The sequence below is a fragment of the Sphingosinithalassobacter tenebrarum genome (genome assembly GCF_011057975.1).
GTDB classification, from domain to species: domain Bacteria; phylum Pseudomonadota; class Alphaproteobacteria; order Sphingomonadales; family Sphingomonadaceae; genus Sphingomonas; species Sphingomonas tenebrarum.
Genome location: NZ_CP049109.1, coordinates 2021549 through 2033280 on the forward strand (window position 1 = coordinate 2021549; position 11732 = coordinate 2033280).

At 66.5% G+C, this 11732-nt stretch carries 25 protein-coding genes and 1 pseudogene; 12 read left to right on the forward strand and 14 right to left on the reverse strand.

Annotation, left to right across the window (positions count from 1 at the left end):
• Positions 1-14: 14 nt before the first annotated feature.
• The 10 genes from G5C33_RS10010 to G5C33_RS10055 form a co-directional block, all read right to left on the reverse strand.
• Entirely contained in the window at positions 15-374 is a 360-nt protein-coding gene (locus tag G5C33_RS10010; protein WP_165327078.1) for a hypothetical protein, read from the reverse strand.
• Positions 371-2296 carry a ParB/RepB/Spo0J family partition protein gene (locus G5C33_RS10015; RefSeq protein WP_165327079.1) on the reverse strand — a complete coding sequence of 642 codons (1926 nt, stop codon included), beginning with the start codon at positions 2294-2296 and terminating at the stop codon, positions 371-373. Before G5C33_RS10015 ends, G5C33_RS10010 begins: the two co-directional genes overlap by 4 nt.
• Entirely contained in the window at positions 2293-2652 is a 360-nt protein-coding gene (locus tag G5C33_RS10020; RefSeq protein ID WP_165327080.1) for a hypothetical protein, read from the reverse strand. The genes G5C33_RS10015 and G5C33_RS10020 overlap by 4 nt, the downstream gene beginning before the upstream one ends.
• Positions 2649-2846: a hypothetical protein gene (locus G5C33_RS10025; protein WP_165327081.1), complete on the reverse strand. Its 198-nt coding sequence runs from the start codon at positions 2844-2846 to the stop codon at positions 2649-2651. The genes G5C33_RS10020 and G5C33_RS10025 overlap by 4 nt, the downstream gene beginning before the upstream one ends.
• Positions 2843-3034: a hypothetical protein gene (locus tag G5C33_RS10030; protein WP_165327082.1), complete on the reverse strand. Its 192-nt coding sequence runs from the start codon at positions 3032-3034 to the stop codon at positions 2843-2845. Before G5C33_RS10030 ends, G5C33_RS10025 begins: the two co-directional genes overlap by 4 nt.
• Positions 3031-3270, reverse strand: coding sequence for a DUF2312 domain-containing protein (locus tag G5C33_RS10035; RefSeq protein WP_165327083.1), 240 nt, complete (start codon positions 3268-3270; stop codon positions 3031-3033). Before G5C33_RS10035 ends, G5C33_RS10030 begins: the two co-directional genes overlap by 4 nt.
• Positions 3267-3500 (reverse strand): hypothetical protein, encoded by a 234-nt coding sequence (locus G5C33_RS10040; RefSeq protein ID WP_165327084.1) that lies wholly within the window; start codon positions 3498-3500, stop codon positions 3267-3269. The genes G5C33_RS10035 and G5C33_RS10040 overlap by 4 nt, the downstream gene beginning before the upstream one ends.
• On the reverse strand, positions 3497-3961 hold the full coding sequence (locus tag G5C33_RS10045; protein WP_165327085.1) for a RodZ family helix-turn-helix domain-containing protein: 465 nt from the start codon (positions 3959-3961) through the stop codon (positions 3497-3499). The genes G5C33_RS10040 and G5C33_RS10045 overlap by 4 nt, the downstream gene beginning before the upstream one ends.
• A gap of 88 nt (positions 3962-4049) precedes the next feature.
• Entirely contained in the window at positions 4050-4535 is a 486-nt protein-coding gene (locus tag G5C33_RS10050; protein WP_165327086.1) for a hypothetical protein, read from the reverse strand.
• A 322-nt stretch (positions 4536-4857) separates the two neighbouring features.
• On the reverse strand, positions 4858-5085 hold the full coding sequence (locus tag G5C33_RS10055; RefSeq protein ID WP_165327087.1) for a transcriptional regulator: 228 nt from the start codon (positions 5083-5085) through the stop codon (positions 4858-4860).
• Positions 5086-5169: 84 nt separating this feature from the next.
• On the opposite strand from G5C33_RS10055, the gene G5C33_RS10060 reads away from it, so the two are divergent.
• The 5 genes from G5C33_RS10060 to G5C33_RS10080 all read left to right on the forward strand — a co-directional run bounded on the left by G5C33_RS10060 (position 5170) and on the right by G5C33_RS10080 (position 7719).
• The gene (locus tag G5C33_RS10060) at positions 5170-5607 is read left to right on the forward strand and encodes a helix-turn-helix domain-containing protein (protein WP_165327088.1); all 438 of its coding nucleotides are present in this window, start codon (positions 5170-5172) and stop codon (positions 5605-5607) included.
• A gap of 40 nt (positions 5608-5647) precedes the next feature.
• Complete coding sequence (locus G5C33_RS10065) at positions 5648-5986, forward strand: hypothetical protein (RefSeq protein ID WP_165327089.1); 339 nt, start codon at positions 5648-5650, stop codon at positions 5984-5986.
• Between the two features lie 31 nt (positions 5987-6017).
• On the forward strand, positions 6018-6359 hold the full coding sequence (locus tag G5C33_RS10070) for a hypothetical protein (protein WP_165327090.1): 342 nt from the start codon (positions 6018-6020) through the stop codon (positions 6357-6359).
• Between the two features lie 204 nt (positions 6360-6563).
• Positions 6564-6944 (forward strand): LexA family protein, encoded by a 381-nt coding sequence (locus tag G5C33_RS10075; RefSeq protein WP_165327091.1) that lies wholly within the window; start codon positions 6564-6566, stop codon positions 6942-6944.
• Complete coding sequence (locus G5C33_RS10080) at positions 6925-7719, forward strand: hypothetical protein (RefSeq protein WP_228275024.1); 795 nt, start codon at positions 6925-6927, stop codon at positions 7717-7719. Before G5C33_RS10075 ends, G5C33_RS10080 begins: the two co-directional genes overlap by 20 nt.
• A gap of 8 nt (positions 7720-7727) precedes the next feature.
• Here the strand turns inward: G5C33_RS10080 and G5C33_RS10085 are convergent, their stop codons facing one another.
• From G5C33_RS10085 to G5C33_RS10100, 4 genes are read right to left on the reverse strand one after another with little or no spacing between them, the layout of a single operon-like run.
• Entirely contained in the window at positions 7728-7958 is a 231-nt protein-coding gene (locus tag G5C33_RS10085) for a helix-turn-helix domain-containing protein (RefSeq protein ID WP_165327092.1), read from the reverse strand.
• Positions 7955-8401, reverse strand: a complete 447-nt coding sequence (locus G5C33_RS10090; protein WP_165327093.1) for a hypothetical protein — start codon at positions 8399-8401, stop codon at positions 7955-7957. The genes G5C33_RS10085 and G5C33_RS10090 overlap by 4 nt, the downstream gene beginning before the upstream one ends.
• Before the next feature lie 3 nt (positions 8402-8404).
• Positions 8405-8986, reverse strand: a complete 582-nt coding sequence (locus G5C33_RS10095) for a hypothetical protein (protein WP_165327094.1) — start codon at positions 8984-8986, stop codon at positions 8405-8407.
• The gene (locus tag G5C33_RS10100; RefSeq protein WP_165327095.1) at positions 8983-9447 is read right to left on the reverse strand and encodes a hypothetical protein; all 465 of its coding nucleotides are present in this window, start codon (positions 9445-9447) and stop codon (positions 8983-8985) included. The genes G5C33_RS10095 and G5C33_RS10100 overlap by 4 nt, the downstream gene beginning before the upstream one ends.
• Positions 9448-9721: 274 nt before the next feature.
• Here G5C33_RS10100 and G5C33_RS10105 point away from each other — a divergent pair, with 274 nt between their 5' ends.
• The 7 genes and pseudogenes from G5C33_RS10105 to G5C33_RS19345 all read left to right on the forward strand — a co-directional run.
• Positions 9722-9949, forward strand: a complete 228-nt coding sequence (locus G5C33_RS10105; RefSeq protein WP_165327096.1) for a hypothetical protein — start codon at positions 9722-9724, stop codon at positions 9947-9949.
• A gap of 16 nt (positions 9950-9965) precedes the next feature.
• Complete coding sequence (locus G5C33_RS10110) at positions 9966-10163, forward strand: hypothetical protein (protein WP_165327097.1); 198 nt, start codon at positions 9966-9968, stop codon at positions 10161-10163.
• Entirely contained in the window at positions 10160-10351 is a 192-nt protein-coding gene (locus tag G5C33_RS10115; protein WP_165327098.1) for a hypothetical protein, read from the forward strand. The genes G5C33_RS10110 and G5C33_RS10115 overlap by 4 nt, the downstream gene beginning before the upstream one ends.
• Positions 10348-10986, forward strand: coding sequence for a DUF3164 family protein (locus G5C33_RS10120; protein WP_165327099.1), 639 nt, complete (start codon positions 10348-10350; stop codon positions 10984-10986). The genes G5C33_RS10115 and G5C33_RS10120 overlap by 4 nt, the downstream gene beginning before the upstream one ends.
• 3 nt (positions 10987-10989) lie before the next feature.
• A complete protein-coding gene (locus G5C33_RS10125; protein ID WP_165327100.1) occupies positions 10990-11298 on the forward strand; it encodes a hypothetical protein in 309 nt (102 codons plus the stop codon).
• The gene (locus tag G5C33_RS10130) at positions 11295-11453 is read left to right on the forward strand and encodes a hypothetical protein (RefSeq protein WP_165327101.1); all 159 of its coding nucleotides are present in this window, start codon (positions 11295-11297) and stop codon (positions 11451-11453) included. The genes G5C33_RS10125 and G5C33_RS10130 overlap by 4 nt, the downstream gene beginning before the upstream one ends.
• Before the next feature lie 82 nt (positions 11454-11535).
• Positions 11536-11604, forward strand: a pseudogene (locus G5C33_RS19345) (hypothetical protein); the annotation flags it as partial.
• Positions 11605-11732: the final 128 nt, after the last annotated feature.

Genomic DNA, 11732 nt, shown 5'->3' on the forward strand with positions numbered 1-11732 from the left:
GGACTGGTGCAGGTTCATAGCTTGCCTCCTGCCTTGCGGATCGCAGCCATCCCCGCCGCGGCGGCCTCCGCTTCGATTTGATCGGCGACCGCGAGGATGCGTGCAGCGAGAGCGCGGGCCTCGTCGACAGACGGCGTTGCGCAGAAGGCGACACCGGGTCGCCCGCAGCCGCATTTGCAGGCCGAGCGTCCGGTAGTGACCGAAATGCGCTTTCCGTTCGGCGTGTCGAAGTCGCCGGCGAAGATGAAATGCGCCTGGTGAATGACGACGTCGCCGGCGCCTGGAATTGCCATCACCACCGTCGGCAGCGGCTTCTGACTTTCCGGCTCGCCAAAGCTTTCGAAGGAGCCGTTCGCACGCGGGAGCCGGTTCATTCCGCCGCCTCCGCGATCTCGCCGGCGAGATATTCCTCGATGTCGTGCTGATCGGACCGCGCGGCGACGGCGTCCGGGTTCGGCGGGGCGTCGAATGCGATCAGGGGGTGCACCCAGGCGGGTTCGCCCTGAACGAGGCGGAGGACGGCGGCTGTGAGCTCGTCCGATTTCTTGCGGATCAGCTCGCGCTGGCGATCGTCGGAGACGAGCGGCTGGCTGATCGCAAGCCGCTGGAGCCGGGGAAGCTCGCCGAGCAGATCGGCGGTCGGGGCGATGACCGCTCGCAGCGCGGCCGGATCGGCGAGGCCCATTTCCTGCGCGAGCGCATCGTGCAGTGCGATGCGATAGCCGGGGGCGGCGAGCGAGCGTTCGAGCGCAAGGCCGGCGACGATCGCGGCCGCCTCGTTGCGCGTCGCTTCGTCTGCCGCTCGCCATGCCATGAACGCCGCGACCGGATCGGGATCGGCGACGAAGGGCTCACTCTTCAGCCGCTCGCATTCGGCGGCGAGATGGCGATATCCGGGTTGCTGCTGCAGGTGATCGCGCGCGCGATCGCTGTCGTGATCGGCGGGCTGCAGCCCCTTGATCCCGATCTTCGCCGCGCGATCGCCGGTGAAGATCATCCGCAGCTGTGACCAGATGAGATAATCGCGACCGACCGTGCCGCCGCGTGCCGCGTCATAGGCGAGCAGCGCGGACAATGCGGCACGGCGGAGCGAACGGAAGACCTGGACGCCTTCCTGCGTCAGCCCCTCCTCCTGTTTGAGCGACGCGTCGGCTACCGATCTGGCGGAGAAATTGTCGCTGACCGCCGCGCCGTCGCCGAGCCTTTCGACATCGACGGCATAGATTTTCCGGGGATCGGGCGCGGGCTTCGCGGCGGCGGCCTTTTTTCTTTCGGGATGGCTCGCTTCGCTCATCGCCTTGCGGGTAGCCCACCACCAGCGCAGGAGCGCTTCGCCGGCTTCGTCGATTTCCAGCGTGGCGACGATATCGCCTTCAGGCAGTTCGATCTTGCCGTCCGCTTCGGCCGGGTGGATCTGAAGGCCCTTGTCGGTTTGTCGATAGTCGTTTGTCGGCGGTTCCTTTGCGAAGCGGATAACGCGACCGGCGCCGGCGCGGGCCCGTTCGCGGATCTCCGAAAGCCTTTCCTCGGCGAGGCGACGAAGCAGGCCTTCGTCGGTCACACGGCCGCGCGCTTCGGCCTCCTCGGCGAACAGGTCGAGTTCGAAGCGGCCGCCCGCGTCGCGATAGGCGGCGTCACCAACGAAGCGCAGCAACCGCGCGAGTTCGGCGTCGCCGATCTTGAGCAGGCGGCGGACGGTTTCGGGGCGGCGATGCCATTCGGGTTCGTTGCGGAAGACTGCCCAGGCCGCGATCTGTGCATCATCGTCTTCGGTGGCGGCGAAGGCTCGTGCGACATCCAGTCCGATTTCCTCGGACTTGAATGCCTCGAGTACCGGCGGCGCGAGCCGCGCCAGGCGAAGATGCTGTTGCGCCCAGCGTTCGGGATGGCCGAAATGGGCGGCGATTTCGGAGACGGGAGCGCCCGCGTCGACCGCACGGCGGATCGCCTCGAATTCCTCGTGCGGGCGCAGGCCGCGGCGGAGGAGGTTTTCGGCGAGCGACAGTTCGTAGAGCGCGCTGTCCGAAAGGTCCGTGACGCGCACGTCCACCGGCCAGTCCGCGGGCAGGGCGCCGCGTTCGATCAGGCGCCTGATCGCGCGATAGCGGCGGCCGCCGGCATGGACGCCCCATTTCATCGCGTTGCCGCGCAGGGGGTGGATGACGAGCGGCTGCAAAAGCCCGTGCTCGATGATGGATTGTTCGAGCGCGTCGGTGGCGTTGGCGTCCTCTTCATTGGTGCGGACGTTGAAGCGGGACAGGCGCAGCTGGTCGATGGTTCGGGTTTCGGAGGTCATAAGAGGTCTCCTTGCGTGGAAGCGATCAAGGGAAGGCGATCGATCGCGGCGATCTGTGCGTCGTTGCCGAACACGCGCGGCATCAGGCCGCGTGCGGTCAGCGTGTCGCCTGCGGCGATCGCGGCGAAGAAATCCTCGAAAACGCGTCGTGAAAGCCGGCCAGGCTCGGGCAGGCGGGGCACTTCAACCGCGTCCCAATATTCGGCGGGCTTTTCCGCCCTGGCTATCACGGCGGCGTCGGGCCGCGGGCGGCGGCCGCGCGGCCAACTGACGCGGCCGCCGAGGCGCGCCACGGCGTTCTCGAGCTCCGTGCGGGTGATGGTGACATCGGTGGTCGTGGTGGTGGCCGTCGTCATTTTATCACCTCATATTCGGCGATGTCGAAGTCGCTGCCGGTGCGGGTCCAGCGGCAGCCGCCGCGACCGTCGGCCGCCCATCCGGGCGGGGACGAGGCGCCGGCATCGGATCGGCCGATCCGCCCGTTGGCGAGCCGCACGCGCACGCGCCTGCCGATCGCTTCCGCCGGGAGATGGCCGGGATTGGGGGTCATGTTTCCATGCCTTCCCAATGGTGACGGGCGGCCCAGCCCAGGCGCAGCGCCATGCGCACCGCCGCCTCGAGCTGGTTCCCGCAGTGGGGATGGGCGCGCACGACGGCGTTGAGGATGGCCGCCTCGGTGCTTGCGGGCGGCATCGATACGTGGTGCTGCAGCGGAGGGAGGATCTGAACTTCAGTCATCGCAGCCCCAGCGCGGCGCAGTAGGTTTCGAGCAGGGCCTCCGCTTCGTCGCGGTGGTGCTTTTCCATTTTGCGGAGGCGGACGACCTGGCGCATCGTCCTGACGTCGAAGCCGGTCGATTTGGCCTCGTTGTAGACATCCTTGATGTCGTCCTGCAGGCCCTTCTTCTCTTCCTCGAGGCGCTCGATACGCTCGATCAACAGCCGCAGCTGGTCGGCGGCGATGGCGTCGCTCATCGTGAAGTCCTTTCGTGTCCGGTGATGACCGCGAGCCCGGGCCCGCCGATCGCGGCGTCGACGATGGCGATCGCGGCGGCGCCGGTGGGGATGCCGGCGACGAACAGCAGGGCGGCCAGCGACGGCGTGCAGCCGCGGCGATCGGCGGGCGAGGGCGGGGTGCATGCGGTGCAGCGGCACCAATGCGGGTGAGTGCGCGGCGCGGGGCGCGGAGCGGCGATGGTAGTCATGCCGCCTGCCTTTCGCCGGAGGCCGGCGCGGCTTCGGGTTCGCCGGGATCGGCGCCGACGCAGGCCGAGCAGAGATCGCGCTCCTGCCAGTGGCAGGGGCCGTCATCGGTCTGGCAGGGATCGTGCCAGCTGCAGGCGCAGACGCGACAGAGCTGGGGGTGGGGCAGCATCGCGGCGGCCGCGGCATCGCTGACGTGCAGATCGAGCAGCTGGGCATAGATTTGCGGGTCAAAGGCGAAGGCGTGCCGCAGCGCGTGGAGGATCGCGTCGGTGACGTGCAGTTCGTCGCGCTCGATCTCGTTGAGCGACCGGACGAGGCGCGCGGTCTGGCCCGGCGCGGCGATGCGCACGGCGACGTCGAGGACGCACAGCCCGGACGCTTCGCGCCGTTTGCGCAAATAGGTGCCGGGCGTCATTGGCGGTTTTGCTTCGGACAGCGTTCCGGCGTTGGGATCGGACATCGCAAGTCTCCTGGTTGCAAAAAGCCGTCTCCGGGCGCGGGGCGCGCCGAAGGGGGAGATTTCGTGGTTGAGGTGCCGAACCGCGCCGTTACGGAGGCTGTCGCGCCTTTGGCGGCGGCAAAGGCGCCGACCGCAATTGCGCGAGCGCGCGCTGGCACGCCTGAGCGAGTTCCTCGGTTTCGCGGATCGCATCGGTGCGGGTGCGCTCGGTGGCACCCGGGACGGTGAAAGCGATCGACGCGGAAACGGCCTCCGATCCTTCCCTGACCAGTTCGATCGCGGAGGCGGGGACGTTGGGTTCGTCGATCCGGCTTTCGAGATCGGCGACGCCGAGCTGGAGCTGATAGCTTTCGAGCAAAGGCGCGCCCCTGCCGCCGAAGCGGCGATAGAGCTGATCGAGCTTGAGCGCGTCGCGCAATTTGATCTGTTCGCGGCGATCGGGATCGCCAAGCTGTCCGACGAAGCGCGCCGATCGGCCTAGCGCGGCGCCCGCGGTTTCATAGCCGCGCGGGAGAAGTGCGACGACGCGCTGGATCGCGGCCTCGAAGGAAAGCGGGGGACGCAGTTTGGTCATGCGACCGCTTCCGACCGGTGCGCCGAGCGAAGCAGACGTACGGTTGCGGCGTGGGTAGAAAAACCGGCGACGGCTCCCGGGAGGAAACCGCCGCCGGCGCGACCCGAGGGAACGGGGCGGCCGAAGAAGATCAGAAGGCCGTCGCCGCTCTCCGGGAAAGGAGGGCAGGGTTCCGGGCGGCGGCCCAGGGCCACCGCCGCCCGGAGGGGTACGCGTAACGGACGGGCAAAAGGGCCACCCGTGGCGCCGGGGGCACCGGAGGCACGACACGGGGTTTCGCCGGCCCGTCGGCGGCGAAAGGGGGGGAGGTGACGAAATGCGATCATGCGACTTCACCGCGCGGATAGAGATCGGGACGCAGATCATGGCGCGAGACGCCCGTTTCGCGTTCGACGGTGAGGACGTGTTCGGCGGGGAGTGGCTTATGATCGCGAAGCCACTCGTGAACCGACGCCTGGCTGCGGCCAATCAAGCGACCGAATGCGGATTGCGATCCGCTCCGGCGAACCGCTTCGGCAAGAGGTGTGTCTATCGTCGATTCGATACCCATGCAGCGAGCTAAAGGCATTTCAATAGATGAGTCAACAGGGAGATTGCGTTTTCACCTATTGGCATTCCGTTAGATAATACTGTGGTGACGCTTGGAGCCCGCCTTCGAGAGCGGCTCGACGCCAGCCATATGAGCCAATCGGAATTGGCGCGCCGGGTCTCGCTCACCCAGGGTACGATCGCTGCTCTATTGAGTGGCCGGTCCAGGTCATCCGCGCATCTGCACAAGATCGCAAAGGCTCTTGGAACCTCACCGGAATATTTGACTGGCGAAACCGATGACCCGTCTTCGGAAGGGCCGGAACCATCACCGCTTGATTCGCAAGCACGCGAGCTGATCGACCATTTTTCGGACATGTCGCCCGCCGATCGGCGGGCGCTGCTGCAGATCGCCAGAAGCATGCGCGGCAAACCGAACGGCGGCGGCCGGGCGCATACGATCCATGCGCCGCGCACCGAATATCGCGCGAGCAACGAGGGGGAGGGGGATGAAGGCGCCGAGGAAGTTCGGCGGCGGGCCTAGTCCGCTCCGACGAATATCCTCCAGATCGCTGTTGCGAGCGGTGCGCGCCGCGAGCGCCAGCCCGCAAGCCCATGCCGCGATCGTCGCGGCGATTCGGGCGGGGCGCACCGCGATCGCGCGGCGGCCGATCGACCGGCGCAGGATGGGATTGGTCGGCGCGCTGCTTTCGGCGTGGATCGCGGCCGACGCCCGGTGGAAGGCCGGTGACAAGGGCGCGCTGGTCGGTTTCACCTATGTCGACGCCGATGGCGTCGTCACGAGACGCAAGCTGCGCGGATGGGCGAGCAAAGGGCCGCTGATCGTCGGCTATTGCGTCGATCGCCAGAAGGTGCGCGCGTTTCGCAAGGATCGAATCAGCGATTGGGTGGAGCTGGAATAAGGGGAGAGCGTCGATGAAGGGTTGGGGCATATTGCTGATGATCGTGGGAGTGCTCGCGGGAGCCGCCGCTTTCTTCCTTGAAACAAGCGTTTCGACATATGCTCCGTCGTCGTCGCTTTACGGCATGCCCAGCGTTGGCGCCGTCAACAATATCGGGCTGATGCAGCGGCAGATGATGCTTTTCGTCGCGGGCGCGGTCATGTGCCTCGCGGGCGCGATCTTCACGGCCGCCGGCGCGCTCCTGGATCATCTTCGTGGCGTCGACAGCTTCACGCCGGGCGAAGACGGTGAGGAAAGGCAGGTGGGGCTGAAGCTTGGCGTGATCATCGCCATAGGGATCGCGGTGATCATCGCCACCCAGATGCTCAGCTAGGCAGGGGTATCGCCCGGGGTACGACCGCCGTACCGTCACCCGCGAAACCGCCCAAATCCGCGCCGCCCGTCTCCCTGCGGCGGAGGGTTCCTCCGCCGCACCGGCCCGGGCGATGACTGGCAAATCCGCGATTTTCCCGCTATGTTCCGGCGCAGGGAGGGTTTTTCCCGCGTGAACATGTCGCCGCTACGCATTTCACCCGAGATGTCGAGCCGAAAATTTCAGCTGCTCGGCTGGATCAAGGGCTATTTCGCCGAGCATGGCGTTAGCCCGGCGACGCGGGAAATGGCCGCGGCGATCGGCGTCAGCACCACGCGCGTGCGCGCCTTGCTTCGACGGCTCGAAGCCGAAGGCCTGATTATTCGACTGAAGGGCGTGGAGCGCGGCATTCGCCTGCCCGAAATGGCGGACGAATTGAGTGATGCCGAGATCGCGATCGCGCTGGTCGCGCGCGGATGGAAGGTGAACCCTGCCACGCGATCGGCGACCGGGGCGTTCCCGGATCGGAACCTGCCGCAGCTGCCGCCGCTGGTCCATATCCCCGATATCGAAGCGGGGAATGGGGATGACGGAAAGCCGGATTGAGCGGAAGGTGATGCGCGGCATCGAGGCGCGCTATCATCGGCAGGCATTGGCCGAGCGGCGGGAAGCGCAGGCGGAACATCGCGCACGGACGGCGCCGGCGCCGAGCGACGCGGGCTGGAATTCGGACCCGGCGCCGCGCCGGCGCAAATCCAAGGCGGCGATCGCGCTCGAGCACATACATGCCGAGAAGGCGGCGAATAATCGCAGTCGCTGGTCCTGTCGTCATCTGGAACTTGCTCGGGAAGAGCGCGCGCTTCGTAAGGAAAACGCCGCCGAGCAGGAACGATGGCGGCACAAGCACACCGGCACGCCGCAGACGCACGAGCATGCGAGCCGCGTCAATCAGGGCGCGCTTTCGCGGCTTTATCACAACGGGACGATCGACGCCGACCAGCTGGCGGCCGCGGTGGAAATCGCGGGCGTGGCCGAGCGGATCGGCGCCGATGTGCATGTGCGCACGGCCAGCCTCGAGACGCGCGTCGATCGGACGCCCGTGGGCGACGGGAGCTTTTTCGAGGCGCTGGGCGCGGTGCGGCGCGAGGTCGCCTATGGCGCATGGCGCAAGAGGCTGGGCGCGGACGCGGCGGCGGTGCTCGACATGATCGTCGGCGATGCGGCGGGATACAGCGTGGTTGCCCGGCGGCATAGCATGCATGCGCGGCGGGCGAAGCGGCTGTTGATCGATGCGCTCGATGCGTGGCCGGCGGCGATGCGGTCCGCGTGCCGTGACGTCGACGAGGCGACGCTTGCTGCCGCGCAGGCGGGGCTGGGCTAGAAAATTGGCTATTTGGATTTGGCTGTGGAATCCGCTTCGATCACGACCCCAAAATATTGGCGAACAGACTGGCTCTCCAACAATGCTCGCAGCAAGACCGAGGCGGGGCCGGAGATTTTACGGTCGCCGGACTCCCATTTGCGCACCGTGCGGCCGCTCTGCACCTCCAGCAGCCGCGCAAGGCCCTCGGCACTAAGGCCGAAAGCGTCGCGCGCAGCACGTATTTCGGGGCCGGTCATGCCGCGCCCTCAATCCAAGCCCAGGCCGCGCAGCGCTCTAAATCGCCCAGCCAGGCCATCGCGCCGTGATCATCGTCGGATGGCGGCAGCAGCAGCGCGGCGCACCACGGCGCATCAGGCTCGGCAAGCTCTGGGCCATCCAGCTGCAGTCGGTGACGCATTGCGATCAACTGACCCCAGAGCGCCCTTGCCGGGCGAGCCGCCACGCCCATCGACATGATCGGTGCGGCAGCGCGGGAAACAGTGCATAGCGCCGCCCGGCGCGACCCGAACGGCTCGACATGGAGGCGATATCGATCGACCGGCATGGCGATGTCGCCGCCCGCCTCGATCGCGTCGGCCAGCAGGTCCCGCGTGTGCGCGAGCGCGGAGGGATTGACCTCGCTGCGATACGATCGGCGTAGGTGCCCTGTGTTGAGGGTAAGGTGATTGAGATAGGTCACTGACTATATCCAACAGGTGCGCGCTGCGGAGGCGAGATCGCGGAACGCTTCAATCCGCGCGTGCCGTGTCGGCACAAACCATAGATCGCGATCGTACATCTGGCCGATGCTTGCGCCGAGTGCCCGCGCATCCCGCCGCTGAGTAGCCCAGACCCGATAGCGCACATCGTGCGGGTGTGGCCGCCCGGCAAACACCGCCAGCACGCGGCCATGCTGTTTGAGCGATACCTCAAACGGCACCCAATCGGACTTATTGCGATAGCGCATATCGCGCAGCATGGCTTCGCGCTCGTGCACCAGCTCGGGCAGCACCTGTTTAAGCGCGCGCCAGTGTTCCACGCGCAATTCCCACGGTTCTGTTCCATCGGGGCGTGCGCCCGGCCCGCCGAGGCGCGGGCGGCGCACTGCGCCCAGGCGCTTTAGGATCGCGTTGCCGCGGGGGGTGTCGGCGCGCACCTTGAATACATCCTCGCCATAGACCTTGGTGATCCAGAGCCATGTGCCGTGTTGATCGACGCCCGCTGACCAATCCTCAAAAAGCGCGGCGTCGCGCTCGACATCTTGAGTGTGCGGCGGAGCGATCATGCGATGGCCTCACGCTCAAGGTCATCGATGGTCCGTGAGGCGAGCGCGGCATCGACGAGATGACGATACCGATCGACAAGCGTATTACGCTCGATTTGGAGGGTGTCGATCGCCTGCCGCAACTGGCCGGCAAAATCATCCTCGACGGCGCCACCATCGACAAACCAACCGCTATCATCGGTCGCGCGCGGCAGCTTATCGAGGTGTCGCACCAAGGTATTGGTAAGCGCGTCGATCTCCCTGCTGAGCTGCGCAATCCGCTGGCCATCAGTGATTTGATCGCGATCGTTCGATCCTGCCGCAAAGGCGAGCGCGGTGCCGAGGTCGAGCCCGCCGGGCTTAGTCGCCAAGATCAGGGCCAGCGTACCGGCCGTCATGCCCTCTGCCTGGTCGTCGCGGTGCCATGTGCTATTGGTGTAGGTGTCGACGAGGATATTATTGTTGATGATTGCGTAGGTCATTGTCGTATCTCCTGCGCCCCGCTCCGGCGGCGTCCCCGTGTCGGCGTTGATTGCCGATACACTTTATCTAGGCCCAATGGGCCTATCGTGTCAACACGAAATCAGCCGAAAAATCCAAATCTCCAGAAAATAAATTGAGGGGGTTCCCGGATTGGAACCTCCCCAAACGGCCATAAAAGGGCCAAATCCGACCCCGCGACAATTGCGTCCGCAGCCCGTCTCTTCCCCCTGGAGGCGGGCTTTTTCGTACCCGGCACCCCTCCGGAGACGCTTCATGGCCCAGCTGCATTCCGACACCCTGGCCGAGCTCCAGCGCGCGAGCGGTGATCTCGACCAAGTGATCGGTGAAATGCAGCTGGGCACCCGATCGCAGGCGCATGTCGAGACACTCGAGGAACAGGTGCAGGCCATCGCGACGCGGATGGTTCAGGCCGTTCGCGGGCGCAATGCGCGGCCGAGCGCGGCGCCGATCCGGCATCGCGACGGCAAGGCCTGGTTCTGACAATCGGAGAATCGGCATGAGTGGTTTCGTCCGCACGATCGAGAAGCGGATCATGAAGCGCGCCGGCATGCATCGCCGCGACGTGCCGCTGCAGATCGGCGACGGATTGCCGCCGGTGGTGCTGCCGCTGATCTTCGACCAATCGGGCGAATGCTACGGCCTTCGCTGGCCGCGCCGCATTCCCGCGCAGTTTTCCGGGCGGGCATCGGCGTGATCGACGCCGGCGCGCTGGGCGCTGCGATCGCGGCGACGGATGGCGAGACGATCGCCGTTCGCCGCGAGCAGCTCGAGGCGATGCAGCGCGAGCTGATGCTGGGCAACGCCGCGCGCAACGAGCTTGCCGCGCTGGAGTGGGCAGGCTTGAGGCCCGGCAAGCGGGCCGATCGGCGAGAAACCCGATGACCGAAATCCCGCACCCCGCCGCGATCGACGTCGGCGGCGAGCTTTATCTGCGCGACGCCAAGGGCAGTCTCGTTCCGCTGGCTTCGGTGAAGCCGGTCGACTTGCTGATGGACGATACCGTCCGCTCCATCATTGACAAGGCGCGCGAAGTTTCCGGCGTCGTGCGCGAATTCAAGGCCGACGCCTTTGCCGATGTCGGGTCGCTGCAGGCGCTGATCGCGCAGCAATATGGCGCCGCGCTGGGCGGCAAGAAGGGCAATATCACGCTGACGTCGTTCGACGGGTGTCGCAAGGTGCAGGTACAGGTCGCCGACCTGATCGAGTTCGGGCCCGAGCTGCAGTCGGCGAAATCGCTGATCGACGAGTGTCTCGCCGAATGGTCGGCCGATAGCCGCGTCGAGTTGCGCAGCCTCGTCAACCGCGTATTTCAGGTCGACAAGGAAGGGCAGATCAACCGCGCCGAGCTGTTCATGCTGCTCCGCGTGGAGATCGCCGACGCGCGCTGGAAGAAGGCGATGGAAGCGATCCGCGATTCGATCCGGGTGATCGGTTCGCGCACGTACATCCGCTTCTATGAGCGGGACGATCCGGACGCGGCCTGGCGTTCGATCGCGATCGATCTGGCGGCCGCCTGAACCATGATTGACGCCGACGCCAAGCTTCACCGGGCGCTGATGCGCTCGGCCGAGCGGGCGGGGTTTGGTTTCGAGGTGGTGGCGTCGGGCTGCAGGGCGTGGCGATCGGCGACCTTTGAAGGCGCGCGACACGAGCTGACGGTGGCGAGCCATAGTCCTGATGCGATGCGGCAATGGCTGCACGAGCTGCCCGAAGCCGATATGCGCGTCGCGGGGCATCTCATTGCCGACATCGGCGCTGTTTTCGTGAATGAGCGAGCGCAGGATGGGCGTTCGGTGGCGCGGATTGAAGCGCTGACGGTGGCCGAATGACTACGGCCGAGCGCGAGAATATGGTGCGCGAACTGGCGGCGCTGTCCAAGCGGCTCAGCCTGCTATCGTTCGAAGTGCAGCGGGGGATCACGCGTGATCGCGTGGCGCGGGCGGATGCGATTGCGCATGAAGTGAAGGCAGCGGTGCGTGTCTAACAAGCCGGGCGATCGCCTGCGCGGCCGTGCCGGGCAACGCGCGCGTAAGCGTCGGCTGCAGCGCACGAAAGGTCTGTGCGAGATGTGCCTCGCTCAAGGCCGGACGGAACCGGCTGTCGAAGTCGACCACATCAAGCCGCTGGCGTTGGGAGGCCTCGATGTCGACGAAAACACGCGCAACCTATGTGAGCCCCATCATCGGGCTGTCACCGCTGAGCAGTTCGCGTTTGACGTTGCCGCCGGCGGGCGTGGTGTCGACGTGGCTGGTCGACCGACCGG